Annotated in this window: 15 protein-coding genes and 1 riboswitch; of the genes, 6 read left to right on the forward strand and 9 right to left on the reverse strand. The window is 43.1% G+C overall.

From position 1 onward, the window contains the following. The first annotated feature begins 130 nt into the window (after positions 1-130). Positions 131-979, forward strand: coding sequence for a deoxyribonuclease IV (gene nfo / locus DC083_RS09035; protein WP_109189887.1), 849 nt, complete (start codon positions 131-133; stop codon positions 977-979). 194 nt (positions 980-1,173) lie between these two features. Here the strand turns inward: nfo and metE are convergent, their stop codons facing one another. Together metE and rbsK are read right to left on the reverse strand one after the other, a co-directional pair. Then, positions 1,174-3,483, reverse strand: a complete 2,310-nt coding sequence (gene metE, locus DC083_RS09040) for a 5-methyltetrahydropteroyltriglutamate--homocysteine S-methyltransferase (protein ID WP_189364609.1) — start codon at positions 3,481-3,483, stop codon at positions 1,174-1,176. 272 nt (positions 3,484-3,755) lie between these two features. Further along, positions 3,756-3,874, reverse strand: a riboswitch (SAM riboswitch). 330 nt (positions 3,875-4,204) lie between these two features. Further along, complete coding sequence (rbsK, locus tag DC083_RS09045; protein ID WP_275667399.1) at positions 4,205-5,152, reverse strand: ribokinase; 948 nt, start codon at positions 5,150-5,152, stop codon at positions 4,205-4,207. Between the two features lie 356 nt (positions 5,153-5,508). Here rbsK and DC083_RS09050 point away from each other — a divergent pair, with 356 nt between their 5' ends. The 4 genes from DC083_RS09050 (at position 5,509) to DC083_RS09065 (ending at position 8,863) form a co-directional block, all read left to right on the forward strand. Continuing rightward, a complete protein-coding gene (locus DC083_RS09050; RefSeq protein WP_109189890.1) occupies positions 5,509-6,402 on the forward strand; it encodes a glutamate/aspartate ABC transporter substrate-binding protein in 894 nt (297 codons plus the stop codon). Between the two features lie 310 nt (positions 6,403-6,712). Further along, positions 6,713-7,441, forward strand: coding sequence for an amino acid ABC transporter permease (locus DC083_RS09055; protein ID WP_109189891.1), 729 nt, complete (start codon positions 6,713-6,715; stop codon positions 7,439-7,441). A gap of 1 nt (position 7,442) precedes the next feature. Beyond that, a complete protein-coding gene (locus tag DC083_RS09060) occupies positions 7,443-8,135 on the forward strand; it encodes an ABC transporter permease subunit (protein WP_109189892.1) in 693 nt (230 codons plus the stop codon). Next, positions 8,132-8,863, forward strand: a complete 732-nt coding sequence (locus tag DC083_RS09065; protein ID WP_109189893.1) for an amino acid ABC transporter ATP-binding protein — start codon at positions 8,132-8,134, stop codon at positions 8,861-8,863. Before DC083_RS09060 ends, DC083_RS09065 begins: the two co-directional genes overlap by 4 nt. A 723-nt stretch (positions 8,864-9,586) precedes the next feature. On the opposite strand, the gene DC083_RS09070 is transcribed toward DC083_RS09065, so the two are convergent. The 7 genes from DC083_RS09070 to DC083_RS09100 all read right to left on the reverse strand — a co-directional run bounded on the left by DC083_RS09070 (position 9,587) and on the right by DC083_RS09100 (position 20,160). Beyond that, the gene (locus DC083_RS09070; protein WP_229822563.1) at positions 9,587-10,714 is read right to left on the reverse strand and encodes a peptide ABC transporter ATP-binding protein; all 1,128 of its coding nucleotides are present in this window, start codon (positions 10,712-10,714) and stop codon (positions 9,587-9,589) included. Next, positions 10,707-11,729 carry a dipeptide ABC transporter ATP-binding protein gene (gene dppD, locus DC083_RS09075; RefSeq protein WP_109189894.1) on the reverse strand — a complete coding sequence of 341 codons (1,023 nt, stop codon included), beginning with the start codon at positions 11,727-11,729 and terminating at the stop codon, positions 10,707-10,709. Before dppD ends, DC083_RS09070 begins: the two co-directional genes overlap by 8 nt. Positions 11,730-11,739: 10 nt before the next feature. Next, a complete protein-coding gene (dppC, locus tag DC083_RS09080) occupies positions 11,740-12,654 on the reverse strand; it encodes a dipeptide ABC transporter permease DppC (protein WP_109189982.1) in 915 nt (304 codons plus the stop codon). A 57-nt stretch (positions 12,655-12,711) separates the two neighbouring features. Further along, complete coding sequence (dppB, locus tag DC083_RS09085; protein ID WP_109189895.1) at positions 12,712-13,728, reverse strand: dipeptide ABC transporter permease DppB; 1,017 nt, start codon at positions 13,726-13,728, stop codon at positions 12,712-12,714. Between the two features lie 183 nt (positions 13,729-13,911). Further along, positions 13,912-15,540 carry an ABC transporter substrate-binding protein gene (locus DC083_RS09090; protein WP_109189896.1) on the reverse strand — a complete coding sequence of 543 codons (1,629 nt, stop codon included), beginning with the start codon at positions 15,538-15,540 and terminating at the stop codon, positions 13,912-13,914. A 363-nt stretch (positions 15,541-15,903) separates the two neighbouring features. Further along, entirely contained in the window at positions 15,904-19,170 is a 3,267-nt protein-coding gene (locus DC083_RS10335) for an autotransporter outer membrane beta-barrel domain-containing protein (RefSeq protein WP_109189897.1), read from the reverse strand. A 207-nt stretch (positions 19,171-19,377) separates the two neighbouring features. Then, complete coding sequence (locus DC083_RS09100) at positions 19,378-20,160, reverse strand: TSUP family transporter (protein WP_109189898.1); 783 nt, start codon at positions 20,158-20,160, stop codon at positions 19,378-19,380. Positions 20,161-20,551: 391 nt separating this feature from the next. Here DC083_RS09100 and DC083_RS09105 point away from each other — a divergent pair, with 391 nt between their 5' ends. Beyond that, complete coding sequence (locus tag DC083_RS09105) at positions 20,552-21,859, forward strand: BaiN/RdsA family NAD(P)/FAD-dependent oxidoreductase (protein WP_109189899.1); 1,308 nt, start codon at positions 20,552-20,554, stop codon at positions 21,857-21,859. Positions 21,860-22,066: the final 207 nt, after the last annotated feature.

Raw genomic sequence — 22,066 nt, forward strand, 5'->3', positions numbered from 1 at the left:
CAAGTATTGTTTAAAACCATTTTTCTTAAACCAAATTTACTATAATAGTCGTGATCAATCCTTTAAAAAGGATTTTTTTGCCAAATTGAGTACAATAGATCCTAATAATGAACAAAATAAGGGATCAATGATGACATATTATATTGGTGCGCATGTGAGCGCCGCAGGTGGTGTACAAAATAGTGTAAAAAATGCCCATGAGATTGGCGCGAATGCTTTTGCCCTCTTCACCAAGAATAATCGTCGCTGGGAAGGACCACCTCTTAAAAAAGCTGATATTGAGAGCTATCAACGCTTTTTACAAGTCTATCAATACTCACCGAAACATATTCTGCCCCATGCGAGTTACCTGATTAATCCTGGTCACCACGATCCTGAACAATTAGCGAAATCTCGTAATGCGCTGTTAGATGAATTTCAACGCTGTGAACAGCTCGGCATTGAACTCATCAATTTCCATCCAGGTAGCCATCTTAATAAGATGCCGGTGAATGATTGCTTAGCCACCATTGCAGAATCCATTAATATGGTATTAGATCAAACAAAAGGCGTGACCGCCGTAATTGAAAATACCGCAGGACAAGGTTCAAACTTAGGTTTTGATTTTGAACATCTCGCGCGCATCATCGAAGATGTAGAAGATAAGAGTCGTGTGGGTGTTTGTATCGATACTTGCCACGCCTTTGCGGCTGGCTATGAGCTTCGGACTGAAGAGGGATGCGATCAAACTTTTGAAACATTTGATCAAGTTGTCGGATTTGATTATCTTCGGGCGCTCCATCTCAATGACTCTAAAGGGGCTTTCGATAGTCGTGTGGATCGGCATCATAGTTTAGGAAAAGGGGAAATTGGAGAAACACCATTCCGCTATATTATGCAAGATGATCGTTTTCGCAATATGCCATTAATTCTCGAAACCATTGAGCCAGAAATTTGGAAAGATGAGATCGCATGGCTACGCTCTTTAGAAGCAAAATAGTTTGAGATAATAAAAGCAAGATCAGTTCAAAATAGACTGTTCCAAATGCCGACCTGTCGCTTGTAATCAGAATAGACAAAAAAATCCCTATCCTGTTTAGTAATAAACAATAGATAGGGATAAGTCACACAACGAGGTTGATTCAATATAATGATTCGTCGTCACGAATGATGACGGCCATAAAGGCAATGATATTACTGCGCTTGATACTTTTGACGTAGCGATTTAGTCGCAGCGACAAGATGATTCAGTGCTTCACGTACCTCATCCCATCCCCGAGTTTTAAGACCGCAATCAGGATTGATCCAAATCCGCTCTTTCGGTAGATATTCCGTCGCCCGTTCGATCAAAGTTTCGATCTCTTGAGTGGTTGGAATACGCGGGGAGTGAATATCATAAACCCCAGGACCGATATCATTTGGATATTGGAACTCCCTGAAAACATCGAGTAGTTTCATGTGAGAGCGGGAAGTTTCAATCGTAATCACATCGGCATCGAGATTGGCAATCGAATGAATAATCTCATTAAAGTTGGAATAGCACATATGCGTATGAATCTGTGTGGTAGGCGCAACGCCGGAACTACTCAATCTAAAGGCGCGCTCTGCCCACTCAAGATAGGCGGCTTGTCGTGCTTTACGAAGTGGCAATAACTCCCGAATCGCCGGCTCATCGATCTGAATAATATGAACGCCGGCTGCTTCTAAATCTTGTACCTCATCACGAAGGGCTAAAGCAATTTGATAAGCGGTTGTCTCATCAGACTCATCATCCCGCGGGAATGACCAGGAGAGAATGGTAACGGGACCTGTAAGCATTCCTTTTACTGGAAGATTCGTTAAGCTCTGTGCATATTGAATCCACTCAACAGTAATCGCTTTCGGACGCGCAACATCTCCATAAATAATCGGGGGTTTAACACAGCGAGAACCATAACTCTGTACCCAACCAAATTGGGTAAAGGCAAAGCCATCTAAGTTCTCACCAAAATACTCCACCATGTCATTCCGCTCAGCTTCACCATGCACTAAAACATCTAAACCTAGCTTCTCTTGCTCTTCAATAGCATATTGAATCTGTGCTTGAATAGCTGTTTTATATTCTGCCTCACTAATCCCTCCTAAACGGTACTGTAATCGAGTTTGGCGGATATCCCCTGTTTGCGGGAATGAACCAATTGTCGTTGTTGGGAAGAGCGGCAATTGGAATTTAGCCGCTTGTAGCGCTGCACGCACCGTAAAAGGATCGTTGCGCTTAGCATCTTCTGGGCGAATGTCGGCAATTCGTTTGGCGACGGCACTATTGTGAATCCGAGTAGAAGTTTCACGTGAAACTTGAATCGCACTTGCTTTCGCTAGAGCATCACTCACCGCTTCTCGCCCTTGATTTAACCCTTGAGTTAAGACTTCAATTTCGGCAATTTTCTGAATACCAAATGCAAGCCAACTGCGAATTTCCGCATCGAGCTTCTCCTCGGCATTGAGATCCACTGGCACATGCAGAAGGGAGGAAGAGGAACCCACCCATAATTGATCGCCCCACTGTTTTGCAAGGGGCTCTAAAATCGTTAAGCTTTTCGCTAAATCATTCGCCCAAATATTACGACCATCCACCAATCCCACTGACAAAATTTTATCATTCGGCCAGGCAGATGCTACCGAATCAAGATCCCCTCGTACCGCATCAATATGTAAACCCGCGACCGGCAATGTTTTGACCGTATTAAGATTATCGCCAATCTCATCAAAATAGGTTGTGAGAATCAAGCGATCACTCACCGCTGCTAAAGCTTCATAAACGGTAGTAAATGCCGCTCGCCACTCCTCAGAGAGATCTAAGGCTAAAATCGGCTCATCGATCTGAATCCAATCCGCTCCACTCTCGGCAAGTTTCACTAAAATTGTACGATAAGCCTCGATTAAGGCCGGTACTAAAGTAAGTTTAGAGAAAGTCTCTCCTTTAATGGCACTCAATTTAAGCCACGTTAAAGGACCCACTAATACCGCTTTGACCGCCTGAGGTTCATTGTTGTCTTTGGCATTTCGCGCCACATACGCTGTCGCCCGTTTTACGGTATCAAAGAGTTTTTGAGAAGAGAGGGTAAAGGCTTGGTTCTTGCTGATTTCCGGTACGATATAGTGATAGTTGGTATCAAACCACTTTGTCATCTCTGAGGCAGGCGCATCTTCGCCGGTGGGCGCCCTACCCCGCGCTACTCGAAAATAGGTATCAAGGCTTACTTCTTCCCCTTGAGGATGATTAAATCTCGAAGGGATAACCCCTAAAAGACTTGAAGTATCTAAAATATGATCATAGAAAGTAAAATCGCCAACGGTTAATAGATCGAGTCCTTGTTGTGCTTGCCAAGCAGTTTCCTCAACCGTTCGAGCCACGTCTAATAGGGCCTCTTGGGAAATATCCCCGCGCCAATACTTCTCTAATGCAAATTTTAATTCACGTTTCGCGCCAATACGAGGGAATCCTAAAATGTGTGCTACAGCCATGATTGTCTCCTTTTTTGAGTGCTTATCAATTGAAAATAATTACAATAACTTCTTAAAATATTTGGGAAATGTTCTCTGTGACGTGTTCTCTATGACGAGTTCTCTATGACAAATTCTCTATAAAATCATCATTCATCATCATTCATTTCCCTCAAACTCTCCCTTGGTCTCGTCTTGATTGACCTTATGAGATTTGAGTCTTTGACAATTGAGCAGGCATAAAAAAACCAACACTTTTGTCTTATCAAGCAGTGTTGGTTAGAATCCAATCGCTTTTATCTCTCAGTAAATCCTTGCGGTTCTACTGTAGGAGTTAGCACCTTAGATACCTTTTTCGTATCCAGGTTGCCGGGTTTCACAGGGCCTGTCCCTCCACCACTCTTGATAAAGTACGCATTTCGTTTGCGTTCGTTATAATAATCACAGCCTTTTGCAAAAAGCAAACATTTTTGTAAAGGGTTATCCATTTCTAATCAGGAAAATTCTCTCTAGCTATTGATAATCCTAAGATTACCTTTGTAGATTTTTTTTAAAAAATATTTCACAAATAAGAGAGAAACGATTAAAAAAGATCGTCATTTTACTCACAATCTTCCATTAAAAATGCTCGCCAATCGTAGTACTGATATTTTCTTCATAAAGCTATTCTATTGATAAAAACTTCTTAATGAAACTTTCAGGATGAAGAATGCTTGATGCAAATACGTTATCTGAAATCTGATTAATTTTTACTCATCTCTTTCAGAAAAGTATCAATCTCCGTACGCCAAGGAATAGCGGGTTGTGCCCCCTCTTTCATCACAGCTAAAGCCGCTGCGGCATGCCCCATCACCACTGCTTTTTCGAGCGTTTCGCCCTCTAAAAGTGCAGTTACTAACACACCATTAAAGGTATCGCCGGCTGCAATAGTATCAATCGCTTTCACCTTAAATCCCGGCACTAATTCCCCTGTAATACTCTGCGCATCTCGATCGTTGCGACTCACCCAAGCGCCCCGTTTTCCTAAAGTAATGATGACAGTTTCAATCCCTTTTTGATGCAAAATACGAGCCGCATTATCGGCACTCGCATCATCAATGACGTCGATTCCCGTCAAAATTTTAGCTTCGGTTTCATTCGGCGTAATCAGATCAATATTGGCTAAAAATTGATCTGAAAGCATTTTTGCAGGTGCAGGATTGAGTACCGTTAATACCCCTTTTTCCTTGGCTTTCTGCGCGGCTAACTCAAGCGCTTCAATCGGGGTCTCTAGCTGCATTAAGAGTGCATCACTCTCGGTAATTTGAGGCATTAATGGGGTAATAAAATCCACATTCACATGGGCATTGGCGCCGGCATAAATGCCGATCATATTCTCCCCCTCTTGATTCACAAAAATCATAGCAACGCCGGTTTTTTCATTAGGGATCGCTTTAATAAATTCAGTTTGAATCTGATCGTTGGCAAATTGGGCAATGGCAGCCGTCCCCATTTCATCATCTCCGACAGCAGAGATAAAGTGAATGTTCGCACCTGCTCGGCCTGCCGCTACCGCTTGATTGGCACCTTTGCCCCCTAATGCTACTTGGTAATGATCGCCGGCAAGAGTTTCTCCAGGCGCTAAAAAATGAGGCACTTTTAAGATGTAATCCACATTACTACTACCTAACACGATTAATTTTTTCTTCATGATCTCTATCCTATCCGTATTGCAACATTCAATTGAGGGTTATTTTACCCTGTATTATTTCGCATACACGCATTACTTTTACCCCATTTTAACGGATTTTAAACTAACAATAGGTTTTTGATTTAAAAAAATAATTATTCTATTTCATTGCTTTTTAAATATAGCTAGTTTATATCTAAGTAAGGCTGTCTAACAATAATACAACTCAAAAGAGTAGCAATACATTCTGTAGTGTTACCCCATAAAGCAGCAGCCTGTAATCTCAATCTCATAAGATCGATTACCACAATAACAACAAAATATTAAAAATCGCGGTTTCACACAATGGAGCCGTAAACCATCAGAGGATAGATACAATGAAAAAGACCCTTCTTGGGCTTGCGCTTAGCAGCCTGCTCGTTTTCCCTGCGCTCTCAAATGGCGAAGAACTCACCGGCACTCTCAAAAAAGTGAATGATTCAGGTTCAATCACTTTAGGACACCGAGAGTCATCAATTCCTTATTCATACTATGATAATCAACAAAATGTGATCGGTTATTCCCACGAAGTCAGCCTCAAGATCGTTGAAGGGATTGAGAAGAAGCTTGGGAAAAAAATCGATGTAAAACTAGTGCCCATTACCTCTCAAAATCGTATTCCTTTAATGAAAAATGGCACGATCGACCTTGAGTGTGGTTCCACAACCCATAACACCGCAAGGGCGCAAGAAGCAGGATTCACAAATACCATCTTTATCGTCAATATTCGAATGATTACCGATGCTAAATCGGGCATTCATAGTTTTGATGATCTGAAAGATAAAGTGGTCATTACCACAGCAGGCACCACTTCTGAGCGAGTGCTTCGCAATATGAATGCGGAAAAAGGTGCTAATATTCGAATTCAAGCGGCGAAAGATCATGGTGATGCGTTTATGATGCTCGCCGATAATCGTGGTGTGGCTTTTGTCATGGATGATTCGCTACTCTATGGCGAGCGAGCGAAGTCCCCACAACCTGATCGTTGGGTTGTAACGGGGGAATCACAAGGCCAAGAAGCTTATGCCTGTATGATGCGTAAAGATGATCCGCAATTTAAAGCCCTTGCTGATGAAGTGATTGCTGAATTAGCGACGAGTGGCGAACTAGAAAAAATCTATGATCGCTGGTTTACGCAGCCGATTCCACCGAGTAATGTGAATCTTGAATTCCCACTCTCAGAGAGTATGAAAGCGCTTTTTGCCGCGCCTACCGATCAACCTTATGAGTAAATCAATCATCATAGGGAATGTTGGTCATCAGAGAAGCCTCTGATCACGATCATGACCAGTCGTCATTTACTGGTTATTTAGTGGTCAGTTAATCGCTCAGATTCAATATAGCGCCGATGACAAATAACAGAAACAGGCTACTGAGAGAATCACTGAGATGCTCTCAGTAGTTAGTTTGTGTCTATCTTGTATCCCTACCTGTATAGCTATCCTGTATATCTACTTGGCGCATATATCCTGACTTATCTATCTGATTCAACAACCCTTTTGTTATGTAAGCAAATTGTGTCAGCAATAAAAAAGGTTTTCTATGTTTGGTTTAGATTTTTCAATGCTCTCTCAAGAAGCGGTTATGAATGAAACCTATCTTGATTGGTTACTAGAAGGTGCAAAATGGACGATCATCTCCGCAAGTAGTAGCTGGATTGTCGCCCTCATCCTCGGCATTATTGTCGGCACAATGCGCACACTTCCTAGTAAAACCCTCCGTTTTCTCGGCGCAACCTATGTGGAATGTCTGCGTAATGTGCCGCTTATCGTCCAACTCTTCTTCTGGTATTACGTCTGGCCGAATTTGATGCCGGAACCCTTTAGTCAATGGATCAAAATGCAAGATCCCATTGTCCAAATTATGACTGCCGGGATTCTCTGCCTTGGGCTCTTTACCTCTGCGCGAGTCGCTGAACAGGTGCGCTCAAGTATCGAGTCCCTCGCAAAAGGTCAACTACGTGCGGCCCTTGCTACCGGGATGACTACATTGCAAGCCTATCGTTATGTCATCTTACCGCAAGCATTACGAATTATCCTGCCTCCGATGACTTCTGAGCTCCTTAACATCTTCAAAAACTCTTCGGTGCTACAAACAATTGGTCTTGCGGAGCTTACTCGACAAGCGGCACAAATTAATGATTATACGGCTAAAGCCTATGAATCTTTTATCCTCGTGACCATCGCTTATATCATCATTAATGTGGCCTTAATGTTTATTATGAAAATGATTGAACGTTGGACTGCACTACCTACGGCTAAGGGGGCTTAATATGGGAAATTTCTCTTTTGGCAGTCTATGGCATATTCTTCAGGAAAATAGCGATTTTCTACTCCAAGGTTTAGGGGTGAGTTTACAGATCACAATCATCGCGATTTTAGTCGGAATGGTTTGGGGAATTGTTCTTGCAGTTCTTCGGCTCTATGCACCGCGCCCGATCGCTTTTTTAGCCACCGCTTATGTCAATCTCTTTCGCTCAATCCCGCTCATTATGGTGTTAATGTGGTTCTATCTCGCCATTGGTCCGACAGTTCAGCAATATTTGGGCTTAGGCAATAGCAGTAGCGTGCGCTTAATGTGGGCCATTATCGCCTTTTCTCTCTTTGAAGCGGCTTACTATTCTGAAATTATTCGGGCCGGCTTTAAAAGCGTACGCAAACAGCAGATGAGTGCTTCCCTCGCCTTAGGAATGAATCGGGCACAAGCCATCTACTATGTGATTCTACCGCAAGCGCTTCGCAATATGGTCCCGCTTCTTTTGACGCAAGCAATTATCCTCTTTCAAGATACTTCGCTGGTGTACATTATGAGCCTGAATGACTTCTTTAGAACAACGGATATTATCGGCTACAACAATAATGCCAAAATGGAGATGATTCTCTTTGCCGGTTTTACCTACTTTATTATCTGTTTCACCCTTTCCCGTCTTGTGCAGTATTTGCAAAAAAGGAGACAAATCGCATGATCACTTATCAAAATGTCAGTAAATTTTATGGTCAATTTCAGGTCTTGAAAAACTGCTCAACTCAAATTGCCGAAAAAGAAGTGGTTGTGGTCTGCGGTCCCTCCGGTTCAGGGAAATCCACCTTAATTCAGTGCGCTAATGGGCTTGAGCCTTTTCAGCAAGGGGATATCATTATCAATGGTCACTCTTTAGCGGATCCTAAGGTCAATATCAATCAAGTGCGCGCAGAAGTAGGGATGGTGTTTCAACACTTTGAGCTCTTCCCTAATATGACCATTGAGCAAAATCTGATGCTCGCGCAAATGAAGGTACTTAAACGCTCTAAAGAGGAAGCGCACAGTAAAGCCCTTGCGCTATTAGATCGAGTAGGTTTAAAAGCCCATCTTGGTAAATACCCCACGCAACTCTCAGGCGGCCAACAGCAACGGGTGGCCATTGCCCGCGCTTTAGCGATGGACCCGAAAGTAATGCTCTTTGATGAACCTACCTCGGCATTAGATCCTGAAATGGTGCACGAAGTCTTAAATGTGATGACAGAACTCGCACAAGAGGGGATGACGATGATGTGCGTGACTCATGAAATGGGTTTTGCCAAACGCGTGGCCGATCGGGTGATCTTTATCGATAGCGGTGAGATCTATGACGATCTCTCTAAAGAGGCTTTCTTCAATGGTACGCCGAGCACTCGCGCGCAAAACTTCTTGAAAAATATCTTTCATGATCAGTAGCATTTTATAATTCATCATTTACGATCAACCCTGTCGTGACAGCACAATCCTCAAATAGGCATGATTTGCTTATTTGGGGATTAATTTCATCCCCTTTTTGTATCGATATCATTACGAATAAATAGCTTTTTTGTAAGCTATTTACATACTATTTCAATGAATTAGTGTAATTTTCTAAATTATTTTGGAAAAACTTACCCTTTTTTGTCAAAAAGCGATTTTTGGTAAGAGATCGTTAACCTCATAAGAATGCGCATTTTCAAAAACATACTACAAAAAATCTACAAAAAAGATTAGTTTATCCTTAAAATCACGCCTCTTTCGGTCTATAATGTCGACATCAAATTAAGATTATAATTTCTTTTATCACGTTATCTTTTCATGTCTCCATACCTTTGACTAGATAACAGTATTAAGGTGTCACAACTGTCCGCTGTGACACCTTTTCTTTTTGTTTTATAAAATATAGTAAATTTGATTTAAGAAAAATGGCTGTTAAACAGCTATTGTGAGGTTTTAAAAGAAGATAAAACCTGACTCACCAATACTTGCAAGATGCCGGATAGAACAGCTTCCTTGCCTAAATCAGCCGATGCGCCGGCATTTTAATAAGCGTCTTTTGAACCGATATTACTATCGTGTACAGTCACACTACAACATTGAAGTGATCGAACTGATTCAATAATCCTCATTCAATCATTCTCATTGATTGCGCTAATTTGCTTACGCTTCAGAGAGATCATCTAGCTTAAAACACGCTACTTCGTGAGACTCTCCATTGGGATCAAGATACGGCTTCAATGCCGGTTGCGCTTGCCGGCATTTTGTCATCACAAATGGGCAACGGGTATTAAAAGCGCAGCCCTCTGGCGGGTTCAATGGACTTGGTAACTCCCCTTGTAATGTAATTTTCTCCCGTTTATTCTCGCTATTTAAGCGCGGTGTCGCTGATAAGAGCGCTTGAGTATAAGGATGCATCGGATGAGCAAAAATCGCTTCATTACTCGCTTTTTCCACCGCCTTGCCGAGATACATTACCATCACATCATCGGCAATATGTTCCACCACCGATAAGTCGTGCGAGATAAAGAGATACGAAAGCCCAAGCTCCTCCTGTAGATCCATCATGAGATTAAGAACCTGCGCTTGCACCGAGACATCGAGCGCTGAGACTGGCTCATCGGCAATAACGATATCAGGATTGAGCATTAACCCTCGAGCAATGGCGATCCTTTGCCGCTGCCCCCCTGAGAACATATGGGGATAGCGATCATAAAATTCGGTACGAAGTCCCACCTTTTCCATCATCGCTAAGACTCTCGCTTTACGCTCATCCGCCGAGAGATCGGTATTAATCAATAAGGGCTCTTCAAGAATTTTACCAATCTTCTTGCGAGGATTGAGTGAACCATATGGATTTTGGAAAATAATCTGAATCTTCTGCCGGCGAATCGACTCCACCTCAGCCGATCGCGCCAATAATGATTCCCCTTTATATAAAAGCGCGCCACCGGTTGGCGTTTCGATCATCGTTAAGACTTTTGCCAAAGTGGATTTACCACAGCCGGATTCTCCTACAACCGCTAATGTTCGTCCTTTTTCTAAGGTAAATGAGATCCCATTGAGTGCTTTTACGCTCCCCTTTCCCCGAAAGAGCCCACGATTAACGGTGTAATATTTCGTTAAATTCTCTGCCACTAACAAGGCTTGAGTATCGTTGCGCTCTGCTTTAGGCTTTTCTACTGAATCTGTCGCCGCTTCTGTCGCCGCTTCTAAGGGTTCGGTTACAATGGTTTTTGGCGCTTCGCCTACCATCTGTAATGTGGCATCTGCTTGATGTTCTCTATACATAATTCACCTCCTCACCCTTTGCCGTATCATCTTTTTGAACCGGCATCTCTCTTTCTGTGATTAATGGAAAATGGCATTTCACCCAATGATCCTCTACCGCCACTAAAGCAGGTTCTTCTGCCACACAGCGAGGCTGACAATAAGGGCAGCGAGGATTGAGTAGACAACCACTTGGGCGATCATATTTCCCCGGCACCACACCTGGCAACGATTCTAAACGGGATTTCCCCTGTGAAAATTCCGGTAATGATTTCAACAAGGCTTCAGTATAAGGATGTAGCGGGTGTGTAAAAATCGCATCCGCTTTCGCAATTTCCACCACTTGTCCGGCATACATCACGACAATTTTATCCGCCGCTTCCGCCACTAACGCTAAATCGTGGGTAATCAGCAGCAGTGCCATATTCTGCTCTTGTTGTAATTTCAATAACAGATTCATAATCTGTCCTTGAATCGTGACATCAAGCGCTGTTGTGGGCTCATCAGCAATGAGTAATTTCGGCCGGCAAGCGATCGCCATTGCAATCATCACCCGCTGACTCATCCCTCCGGATAATTGATGTGGGTAGAGCGACAGTCGATTCTTGGCGTCGGGAATGCCGACTTCTGTGAGCAACTCAATCGCCCGCGCTTTACGTGTTCGGCGACTGCCGCCTTGATGCACCTTTAAGGTCTCCATAATCTGATAACCCACCGTAAATGCAGGGTTCAATGCCGTCATCGGATCTTGGAAAATCATCGCCACATCCGCCCCTAAAATCTTCCGGCGCGCTTTGTGAGATAAGGTCTGCAAATCAATATCATTGAAACGAAGTGCTTCTGCCGTCACCGTTCCCGGGAAATCAATCAAGCCCATAATCGCTAAAGAGCTCACCGATTTACCCGAGCCAGATTCCCCAACAATACCGACCACTTCACCGGCATCAACAGAGTAGCTGATCTGATCTACCGCGCGGAAACGATCCCCTTTTTCACCAAACTCCACTGTCAGTTGGTCTACGCTTAATAGTGTCATTCTCTCCCCCTTAAACCTTTAACTTCGGATCAAGCGCATCCCGCAGACCATCGCCCATCAGGTTAAATGCTAATACCGTTAATAAAATCGCAATGCCCGGAAATGCCACAACCCACCAAGCAGATTGAGTATATTGCAAGACATCTGAGAGCATCGTGCCCCACTCCGGTGTCGGCGGTTGTGCGCCCATCCCAAGAAATCCTAATGCAGCCATATCTAAAATCGCATTGGAAAACCCTAATGTTGCTTGCACAATTAAGGGCGCTAAACAGTTGGGCAAAATATTGATAAACATCTGCCGAGTATGGCGCGCACCGGCTACTTTTGAGGCAACCACATAATCTTTCTCCATCTCGCTCATCACCGTTGCCCGGGTTAAGCGTACATAGTGAGGAAGCGCCACAAAGGCGAGCGCAATAGAAGCATTGACAATAGAGGGTCCGAAGATCGCCACTAACACTAACGCAAGCAGAAGACTAGGGAGCGCGAGCATAATATCCACAACGCGCATAATAATGGTCTCTAAAATACCGCCAAAATAGCCCGCTAATAGCCCAAGGGTTATCCCTAAAATTAAAGAAACAATCACCACAACAACGCCCACCAGTAGCGATAGACGCGCGCCATAAATCAGCCGACTTAAGATATCCCGACCTACATCATCGGTGCCGAGGATAAATTGCCACGAACCGCCCTCCATCCAAACCGGAGGCATTAAGAGATGTCCTCGAAATTGTTCTGCCGGCGAATGGGGTGCAATCCATTGTGCAGCAAGTGCAACGATAATAATGAATAGAATAAAGATCAAACCTGCAACGGCACCCCGATTTTTACTAAAATAGCGCCAAAATTGGGCAAACGCACCTTGCGGTGCTTTTAAGAGTAGAAGCTCAGGATCTACCGGTCGATTCTCCTCTAACCGCATCTCCCCATCTTCTAATAGGACATTTAAGTCTCGATTATGATGTGTCATCTGTCGCTCCTATTTATGTCGAATACGGGGATCTACAAAACCATAGAGCAGATCCACTAAAAAGTTGACGATAATAATCAGTGAGGCTACTAAAAGTACGCCACTTTGTACAACGGGATAATCCCGCCGTTGTAGCGCCTCAATAAGCCAACGACCTACCCCCGGCCAAGAGAAGATCGTCTCCGTTAAGATTGCGCCCCCTAACATCGTTCCCACTTGTAAGCCAATTACCGTAATCACCGGAATTAAGGCATTTCTTAAAGCGTGAATTAAAATAATGCGTGCTCGCCCTAAACCTTTTGCTCTAGCAGTTAGAATATAATCTTCACTCAACACTTCTAACATTGAAGAGCGGGTCATTCGAACAATCACCGCTAAGGGAATCGTGCCTAAAACAATGGCCGGTAGAATCAAGTGATGCAGTGCATCCCAAAAATCGCCCTCTTCCCCATAAAAATAGGTATCGATCAGCATAAATCCGGTGAGCGGTTCGCTATCATCTAAGAAGACCATATCGCTAATGCGTCCTGATACCGGCGTTAAATCGAGATTAACCGATACCAACATAATGAGCATCATTCCCCACCAGAAGATCGGCATCGAATAACCGGTTAAGGAGAGCCCAACCGCCGTATGATCAAAGATCGAACCACGCTTTACTGCCGCAATCACCCCTGTAGGAACACCCACAACCACCGCAAAGATCATCGCACAGATTCCAAGCTCTAATGTCGCCTTAAATCTCGGCAAAAACTCGCTCCAAACCGGTCGTTGTGTAACCAAGGAATTGCCCAAATCCCCTTGTAATACGCCCTTGAGATAATCCCAATATTGCACAATAAAAGGCTGATCATAGCCAAATTGCGCCCGAAGCTCGGCATATTTCTCGGGGGTAATCCCGCGCTCACCGGCGAGAATTAAGATCGGATCGCCAGGAATAAGATGAATAAAGAGAAACGTTAAGAGTGTAATTCCAATAAAGGTAGGAATAATCATCCCTAAACGTCGAAAAAAGAATTGAACCATAAGAGCATTACCCTATTGAATATATTGGGAATATATTGAGAAAAATAGAAAAAGATCAAACCGGGTAAGCGAACAACAAGAAGCGCCAGATTCCCCGGCGCTCCTTTTGATGACACTACACTACATTATGACTACCCCGTAACCGATAAGGCTACGAATGGCCTAATGCCTTAATCTTTAACCTTAATCTTCAACATCTACTTGATTAAAGTTATGCGTACCAAGAGGATCGATAATGTAATTCACCACCTCTTTACGCACAGGCATATAGACAGTTGAGTGCGCAATATTGAGTACCGGTTGATCTGCTTTTAAGATCTCTTGCGCTTGTAGATAGAGCTCTACACGACGGTCGTGATCTGTGGTTGAACGAGCTTCTGTTAAGAGCGCATCAAACTCAGGATTACACCAATGTGAATAGTTCGAACCCGATTTCACCGCATCACAGCTTAAAAGAAATGAGAAGAAGTTATCAGGATCCCCATTATCGCCCGTCCAGCCCATTAAGACCGCGTCGTGCTCACCATTACGAATACGGGTCAGATACTCGCCCCATTCATAAGTCACGATATTCGCTTTCACCCCAATTTTCGCCCAATCCGCCTGAATCATCTCGGCCATCCGCCGAGCATTAGGGTTATAAGGCCGTTGCACTGGCATTGCCCAAAGGGTTAACTCAAAGCCATCCGGAAGACCTGCTTTCTCTAAGAGCGCTTTTGCACCCTCGATATCGTACGTATCATTTTCGATCTGATCGTTATAGCCCCACATTGTTGGCGGAATGAAGTTTTTCGCTTCTTCGGCATTACCTTGGAAGATCGCCTCGATAATATCGCCCTTATTCACTGCCATACTGAGCGCTTGACGCACCTCTAACTTATCTAAAGGCGGTTTATCCATATTAAAGGCCATATAACCGATATTCAGCCCCGTTAGCTCTTTCACATCAATCGCTTCATCTTGGCGCATCCGCTCAAGGTCCGCAAGATTGGGATAAGGCATTACCTGACACTCCCCTTTTTGTAGCTTCGCATAACGCACCGCTGCATCAGGGGTAATGGAGAAGATCAAACGATCGAGCTTCGCCGGCTCACCAAAGTAATCTTTAAACTTGGTATAAAGAATCCGAGAATCTTGCTCATAGGTTCTAAATTGGAAAGGACCGGTGCCGATCGGTTTAAGATCAATCTCTTCAGGTTTCCCTTGTGCCAATAATTGCTCGCCATATTCTGCTGATAAAATAGAGGCAAAAGCCATCGCTAAGTTCGCTAAAAATGGCGATTCAGGACGAGTGAGATTGATTTTAACCGTATAATCATCGATCTTTTCCACCGAATCGATCAGATCCGGGAAACCCATCGCTTCAAAATATTCAAATTGTCGGCTCGATACATTATGGTAAGGATGATCTGGATTCATCTGCCGTTCAAAGGTAAAGACCACATCATCGGCATTAAAGTCACGAGAGGGTTTAAAACTCTTATTACTATGGAATTTCACCCCTTTACGAAGATGAAAGGTAAACTCTTTCCCATCTTCACTCACATCCCACGATTCTGCTAAACTCGGTTCAAATTCCGTAGTCCCCAGTTTAAATTCTGTTAAGCGGTTATAAAGTGGAATACCACTTGCATCAAAAGTCGTACCGGTAGATGAGAGCTGCGGATTAAATGTCTCGGGCGAAGCTTCTGAACAGTAGACTAAAGTCGCCGCTTGCGCACCTGTAACGGTTAATGCACCGATAATTGCTACTGCTGATAGTGCCCGTTTAAAAGGCGCAATAAGCCTTGATCCTATGAAGCGATCCGTCATAATTCCTCCTATATAATGAATAAATGCCTACCTGCCAATTCCCTTTATTTATTATGAATTAGAGTGTTAGGGTGATATGGCAAAATAGAATATATTGTTGACGTTCAGCGAAAAGATATTGAGAAAATCAATCCTCTGTACCCTTTTATCATTACCTTGATTTTATTTAAAATGCAAGCTATCGAATGTGATTTTATGAAATATTGTATTAGTAGGATAATACTTTAATCGCAGATATTCCGCTGTTATAGTCCTGTTAGTGTCGTATGTTGATATTAAATAAAAATGAAAATGAAAATAAAAATGCTTAGATCTTAAAAGGATCTAAGCACTACCTAGAGAATTTAAAATAAGCGATATTGATTAATCATACTTAAAAAAGTATTTAAGCCCTAATACAACTCGGGTATCACGATATTTATTACCACCTTTTAACACCGCAATGTTCCCCCAAAGATTAATATTATTATTGACCGTTCCTTCGACACCAACCTTCAGCTCTCCAATATTTTTAGCACCTTTTGATTCCACTACCGTTTGATCGAGGCTGACACCAAAATCTTTACTATTGCTGATCCAACTAAGATCAGCGAATCCCTTAATGTCATAAGGTTGTGCTGTCGCATAAGGACTCAAAGCAAATCGAACACCTAATTTTACCTGGGCATTATCATCATTAGCTGATCTTACATAAGTACCATTCACTTCACGGTGCCCTTTCATTCTCACACCCATATAGGTCAATTGAATATGGGGTTGCATATACCATTGATAAGGAAATGCTTCCGTTAACTCATTTAATCGCAGTGAAAACCCTGATTCAAGAGATGCCGTAAAACCTCGAGAGTTATATTTCTCAGTGGGCTTTCCATCAGGCTCTACGCTATTTTGGAACCAGTTATGTTGTACCCATGTATCAAGATACGCACCTTGTCGACTCTCTTCATCAGCATAATAGGTAAAATAGATCCCTATCGATTGTCCTGTTAGGTGGGATTGTGAACGATTCACCCCGCCTTTTGTATGATATTTTCCATTAGTTGTACCATAAGCATTTCCGATAGAACCCATCAAACCAAGTCGATAATGATTTTTACGATCATTCACCCACTCTTGAAGTAGCCCACCGAATTGTAAGGCATAATAATCACTAGTCGTGGTTAATTGCTGACTCTGATCCCTGAACTTTAAATGCCCGCCCGCCATTCGAATCCACAGTTGATGTAGATTATTCTGCTCATTCGAACCTTCTAAATAGGCAAATTCCCCCATCTCTCGGTCTGCTAAATTCATCACAAAAAGATTATTCGCCAGCATCTGATTATGAAGATAGCTTCCAGCTTCTGCTCGTAATCTATTTTTTTCTGGGCTCGGCGGCATAACAGGGGGACTAGATCCTTCTGGTGTTTCTGGATTTGATCCTTCTGGTGTCTCGGGGTTTGATCCTTCCGGTGTCTCGGGGTTCGATCCTTCTGGTGTCTCGGGGTTCGATCCTTCTGGTGTCTCGGGGTTTGATCCTTCTGGTGTCTCGGGATTTGATCCTTCCGGTGTCTCGGGATTTGATCCTTCCGGTGTCTCGGGGTTTGATCCTTCCGGTGTCTCGGGGTTCGATCCTTCTGGTGTCTCGGGGTTCGATCCTTCTGGTGTCTCGGGGTTTGATCCTTCCGGTGTCTCGGGGTTTGATCCTTCCGGTGTTTCGGGGTTTGGTTTTTCGGGAGTTTCAGGTTGTGGTAAATCGACGGGGCAATCATCGCCACAAAACGCACTTGAGAGATACCATTGATTATCCTTAGAGATCAGTTCATATTCATAAGCGCCCGCACCTATACGCCCTGATTGCTGAAAAGCCTCATCTTTTTTAGCAACCTTACCCTCAACGGTAATCAATCTAATTCCCTCTATCGTCTCTGCACCTTGCCCTCCGACATTATTCACCACAATCAGACTTTTTCCTTCTACATCCCCTTTAATGGTCAAACGATCAGTTGCACTATTATCATCCCCTAATACCGTATTAAAGTAGAGCGTTCCCCCACCGATAAAGTTACCTGTAATTGTTCTCTCCACAGGCTTAAAAGTATTGTTATTATTAAAGTTCTCAGGCGATTGTAAATAGAGAGCGCTGCCTCTCTTCAAAGTCACCGATGTTAAACTAGACTTATCCTCTGTCATAATCCAACGGCTCCCCTCATTGAACCTCATATTAATGGTGCCATTCTCTTCTATATGAGTATTACCTGTGAGTACTGAACCATTCGCTAAATCTAATCGGATCGAGGAGCCAGAACCCTTACCAATATGAATATGACCAGTAATCATCGCTTGATCATCTACAGTGATCGCTCCGCCATAATCCGCTAATAATGCAACCCGATTCTTGGCGCGTGAAGCATCAATCACATTATCGCCTGTAAGCTCAATCATCCCATTTCTTGAACGAACAGCTGCGACTGATTGATATTTCTTATTGAATCCATCCTCAACGCTTACATTGATATTCGCAGCCTCTAATATTCCAGCCACTGCACGAATGCCGACTACATCATAATTCTCAGCTTTAGCGATCACATCTACATTTTCTAGGACGATCTTCCCTTGTTTAGCTGCTGTGGCACCTGTCTGACCACTTACCGTGATAGTATTACGCTGCTCTTGAGTCCCTTTATAATGAATTAATGAGTTAGTTTCTATAGCATACACGCCGGGCATATTTGCCGTGGTAATAGCACTTCCTGCCCCTACTTTAATCTGCCCTTTCCCGCTTGCCAATAATCCTGCACGTTCACTATCTATATTGGGATTACCCGTTGAAGCTGTGGTCGTAATCTTCACTTGCTCTGCGAATACCTTACCAGCAGATTGACCATAGCTTAAGCTATTTCCTACAGTCCAAATGGCGGTACTCTCCGATGCAATCGTCGTTGTACCAGTCAGATTGACAACAGAGTTATTCTGAACATTAAAACCATGATTTGATCCCGATCCTTTAGTTTCAATCGTAAGATTATTCGCATTTAATTCAGCTGTACTTCCTCTTTGCCCTATTAGATATATTGCATCTCCCGAATTTCCCTCGATAACAATCTTATTCCATTCTCCTCCTAGAGTTACGCTTGACTGATCATTGACACCTGAAATAGAAATACCAGTAATAACATTTGTCCTGCGCCCTCCTGTCAGATTAATAGTAAGATTATCCCCTTGAACATTTCCTTGCTGAGCCAATCTTATTCCATATATCTCCGTTGGCCCCTCGTCTTTGCTTGTCACCAGAATAGTAGAACCACTCCCTAAATCAACACTAGCAGGACCATATAAACCCTTTACATTGACCCCTGTGATTGTTCCTATCGCAGCAGATAAATTGATCGTAATACCCGTCTGACCATTCTCTATATTAGGTATTACTCGATAATAATCTCGAGCATTAAATGATGAAACAGAGATACCATAAAGCGGAATACGATCTTGACCTTCTACATCAGCTCTGATCGTTAATCCCCCCATAATCTCTAAATTTCCCTGTCCAGAAGGAATAGGATCAGGCTCATTCCAAATTTCGGCAGCAACGGAGGGCACACAATAAATAGTAGCCAATAGAGCCATGGCAATTCTGCTTTTTAATAACATTCTTAATACTCTTTTAATAAGTTATATAAATAAGATAAATTAATAAATTTTAATTGAAAAACGATTTGCTTGATAAATTTATTTTCAATTAATCATTTAACTTAATGTTATTTATCATGTTTTTTATAAGTATCAAATATTATATACAGAATAGCTATCCCTAAAACTCCTACTCAGGATGCCTTCCTAAGATAAATAAACGCCCAATCAGAAAAACTGCAATAACCATTGTGAAAGTGGATTGGTCGGTTCTAAGAGTAATTTAAGTGCCATTGCGACACTCATCACGATCAGTAACGGCCGAATCACGCGCCCACCATATTTCACAGCAAAACGCGCGCCGAGTTGTGCGCCGATAAAAGCACCGCAAGCCATTAATAAACCGAGCAGAATCTGCATCTCACCGGAAAAAGCAAAGATAAAGAGTGAGCCAATGTTAGAGGCAAAATTGGCCAATTTAGTTTCGGCAATGGCATTGATAAGCGTGCTGCCAAGCATCAGCACAAATGCCACCATAAAGAATGAGCCTGTGCCCGGGCCGAAGATTCCATCATAAAAGCCGATCAAGGGGACAAAAGTGAGAAGAAATAGCGTACGTGAGATCTTCGCTCGCTTCTCTTTCCCATCTAATGAGGGAGAAAGCAGAAAGTAGATCGCAACGCAGAGTAGAAGAATCGGGACAATCACCTGTAAAAAGGTCGCCGGTAATTTAGTGGCTAATAGCGCACCAATCGTCCCACCGGCAAAAGCCATAAAGAAGACCCATTTTGAGAAATGCCATTTAATCAATCCCTTACGAAAAAAGGCCACTGTCGCCGAAAAAGAACCCGCTGAGGATTGTAATTTATTCGTGGCTAGCGCTTGTACCGGCGTAAGCCCCGACAGCAGTAATGCCGGCAATGTAATCAATCCGCCACCGCCGGCGATCGCATCGATAAAGCCTGCAACCACAGCGACCAATATTAATATGGCAATAATCTCCCCTGACATCCTATCTCCTTTTGATTCGACTCTTATCTTTTTAATTATCTGTTTTTATTTATCGTTATTGTGATCACTGATAAATCTATCCCTGATCGTTCTACCCTTGATTGCCCTATGGGGCATCGAAATCAGTGTAGCAAACCTCACTACTGACAGATCGGAAATTTACAATCCACTTATCCCATATCCCTCAATCTACGGATTCCTAGCACCGATTCTATCGTTCATTTGATAGTGGCTTCTCACCGAGATTTACAATATTGTTATTCCCCTATAGGTTATAATGCCCCTCGTTTCAACAACCTTGAAATAGCGTTAAAATAGAATTCGAATAAAATTCGGATAACGTTGAGATAGAACTGAGATAAAACCGACCTTATAGGTCACTGGAATAATTATGACAACGGGGCATCACTTTCAAACAATCATTATTGGCGCAGGGGCCGCAGGTTTAATGGCGGCGAGTCGCTTAGGGCAAGCAGGTCATTCTGTGCTGCTGCTCGATGCAGCGCCTAAAATTGGGGAAAAGATTCGCATCGCCGGCGGGGGATTTTGTAACTTTACCAATACCCATATCGATGGTTTTGATGCCTCAAATTACTATGTTTCAGAAAATCCTAAATTTGTGCGTTATGCCTTATCGAATTTTACCGCGCAAGATTTTATCGCCTTAGTCGAACAATATCAGATTCCTTATACCGAAAAACATCGAGGACAGCTCTTTTGTGATCGTGAACAAAAGGCATCTTCTAAAGATATTGTAGCAATGCTCCTCAATGAGTGCCGTAAAGGGAATGTAGATCTGCGCTATCCTTGCAAAGTTCACGCCATTCACAGCATCACAACAGAGAATGGAACACCTCATAGCGAGCACCTTGACAACCCACACAGCCCACGTTTTAGAGTCGAGACAACAGAGGGATTTTTTACCGCTGATCATCTCATTATCGCTACCGGTGGCTTAGCCATTCCGAAAATTGGGGCAACAGATTTTGGTTATGAGATCGCCCAATCCTTTGGTCATACTATTATTCCACCACGTCCGGCATTAGTGCCACTTCATTTTGATTTTTGGGAGCAGGATCATTTTGTAGCCCTTGCCGGCATTTCATTGCCTGTCAGTGTCTCAACCGCAAAAGATCAAAAAGGTAAAAAAACGATCACATTCCAAGAAGACCTGCTCTTTCGCCATAAAGGCTTATCGGGACCTGCTATTTTACAGATCTCCAGTTATTGGCAACCCGGTCAAACTATTACGCTCAACTTCTCCCCTGAAGTCGATTTAGAATCGGCACTAATTGCCCTCAAAACAAGTGTCAAATATCAGCTTGAACGGGCACTGACCGAACTCATTCCGGCAATGCCCAAACGCCTTATTCAATTTTGGCTCAATCGCCCTGAATTTGCAGAGCATCAAACGACACCCCTCCCTGAGATTCCCAATAAAATATTACAAGCACTCGCAACGAGCCTTAATCAGTGGACCATTACCCCTTGTGGCACCGATGGTTATAAAACTGCAGAAGCCACACGAGGCGGTATCAATACCAAAGAGCTCAATGCCAAAACAATGGAGAGCCAATACTGCCCAAATCTCTACTGTATCGGGGAAGTGGTCGATGTGGTCGGTTGGCTCGGCGGTTATAACTTCCAATGGGCTTGGGCTTCAGCAGTTTGTGCTGCAAAAGGGATTTTAGCGAAATAAGCCATTAGGATCAGGTCTTTTCCCTAATATAAAAAACATAAAACCTGACTCCCCAACAGTTGCAAGATGCAGGATAGAACAGCTTTCGCACTTCTTACAACTGATGCGCCGGCATTTTAATAAGCTTATTTTGAACCGATCTCACTACCGATTTCACTATATATCTACATATCTGAATATGTTTTCTGAAAGATGAGTTTCTACAGA

Origin of the sequence: Ignatzschineria ureiclastica (assembly GCF_003121845.1) — a bacterium.
GTDB classification, from domain to species: domain Bacteria; phylum Pseudomonadota; class Gammaproteobacteria; order Cardiobacteriales; family Wohlfahrtiimonadaceae; genus Ignatzschineria; species Ignatzschineria ureiclastica.

Coding starts and splice junctions, on each gene's coding strand:
- nfo (WP_109189887.1), top strand. CDS start 131: ATGACATATTATATTGGTGCGCATGTGAGCGCCGCAGGTGGTGTACAA.
- metE (WP_189364609.1), bottom strand. CDS start 3,483: ATGGCTGTAGCACACATTTTAGGATTCCCTCGTATTGGCGCGAAACGT.
- rbsK (WP_275667399.1), bottom strand. CDS start 5,152: ATGAAGAAAAAATTAATCGTGTTAGGTAGTAGTAATGTGGATTACATC.
- DC083_RS09050 (WP_109189890.1), top strand. CDS start 5,509: ATGAAAAAGACCCTTCTTGGGCTTGCGCTTAGCAGCCTGCTCGTTTTC.
- DC083_RS09055 (WP_109189891.1), top strand. CDS start 6,713: ATGTTTGGTTTAGATTTTTCAATGCTCTCTCAAGAAGCGGTTATGAAT.
- DC083_RS09060 (WP_109189892.1), top strand. CDS start 7,443: ATGGGAAATTTCTCTTTTGGCAGTCTATGGCATATTCTTCAGGAAAAT.
- DC083_RS09065 (WP_109189893.1), top strand. CDS start 8,132: ATGATCACTTATCAAAATGTCAGTAAATTTTATGGTCAATTTCAGGTC.
- DC083_RS09070 (WP_229822563.1), bottom strand. CDS start 10,714: ATGTATAGAGAACATCAAGCAGATGCCACATTACAGATGGTAGGCGAA.
- dppD (WP_109189894.1), bottom strand. CDS start 11,729: ATGACACTATTAAGCGTAGACCAACTGACAGTGGAGTTTGGTGAAAAA.
- dppC (WP_109189982.1), bottom strand. CDS start 12,654: ATGCGGTTAGAGGAGAATCGACCGGTAGATCCTGAGCTTCTACTCTTA.
- dppB (WP_109189895.1), bottom strand. CDS start 13,728: ATGGTTCAATTCTTTTTTCGACGTTTAGGGATGATTATTCCTACCTTT.
- DC083_RS09090 (WP_109189896.1), bottom strand. CDS start 15,540: ATGACGGATCGCTTCATAGGATCAAGGCTTATTGCGCCTTTTAAACGG.
- DC083_RS10335 (WP_109189897.1), bottom strand. CDS start 19,170: ATGTTATTAAAAAGCAGAATTGCCATGGCTCTATTGGCTACTATTTAT.
- DC083_RS09100 (WP_109189898.1), bottom strand. CDS start 20,160: ATGTCAGGGGAGATTATTGCCATATTAATATTGGTCGCTGTGGTTGCA.
- DC083_RS09105 (WP_109189899.1), top strand. CDS start 20,552: ATGACAACGGGGCATCACTTTCAAACAATCATTATTGGCGCAGGGGCC.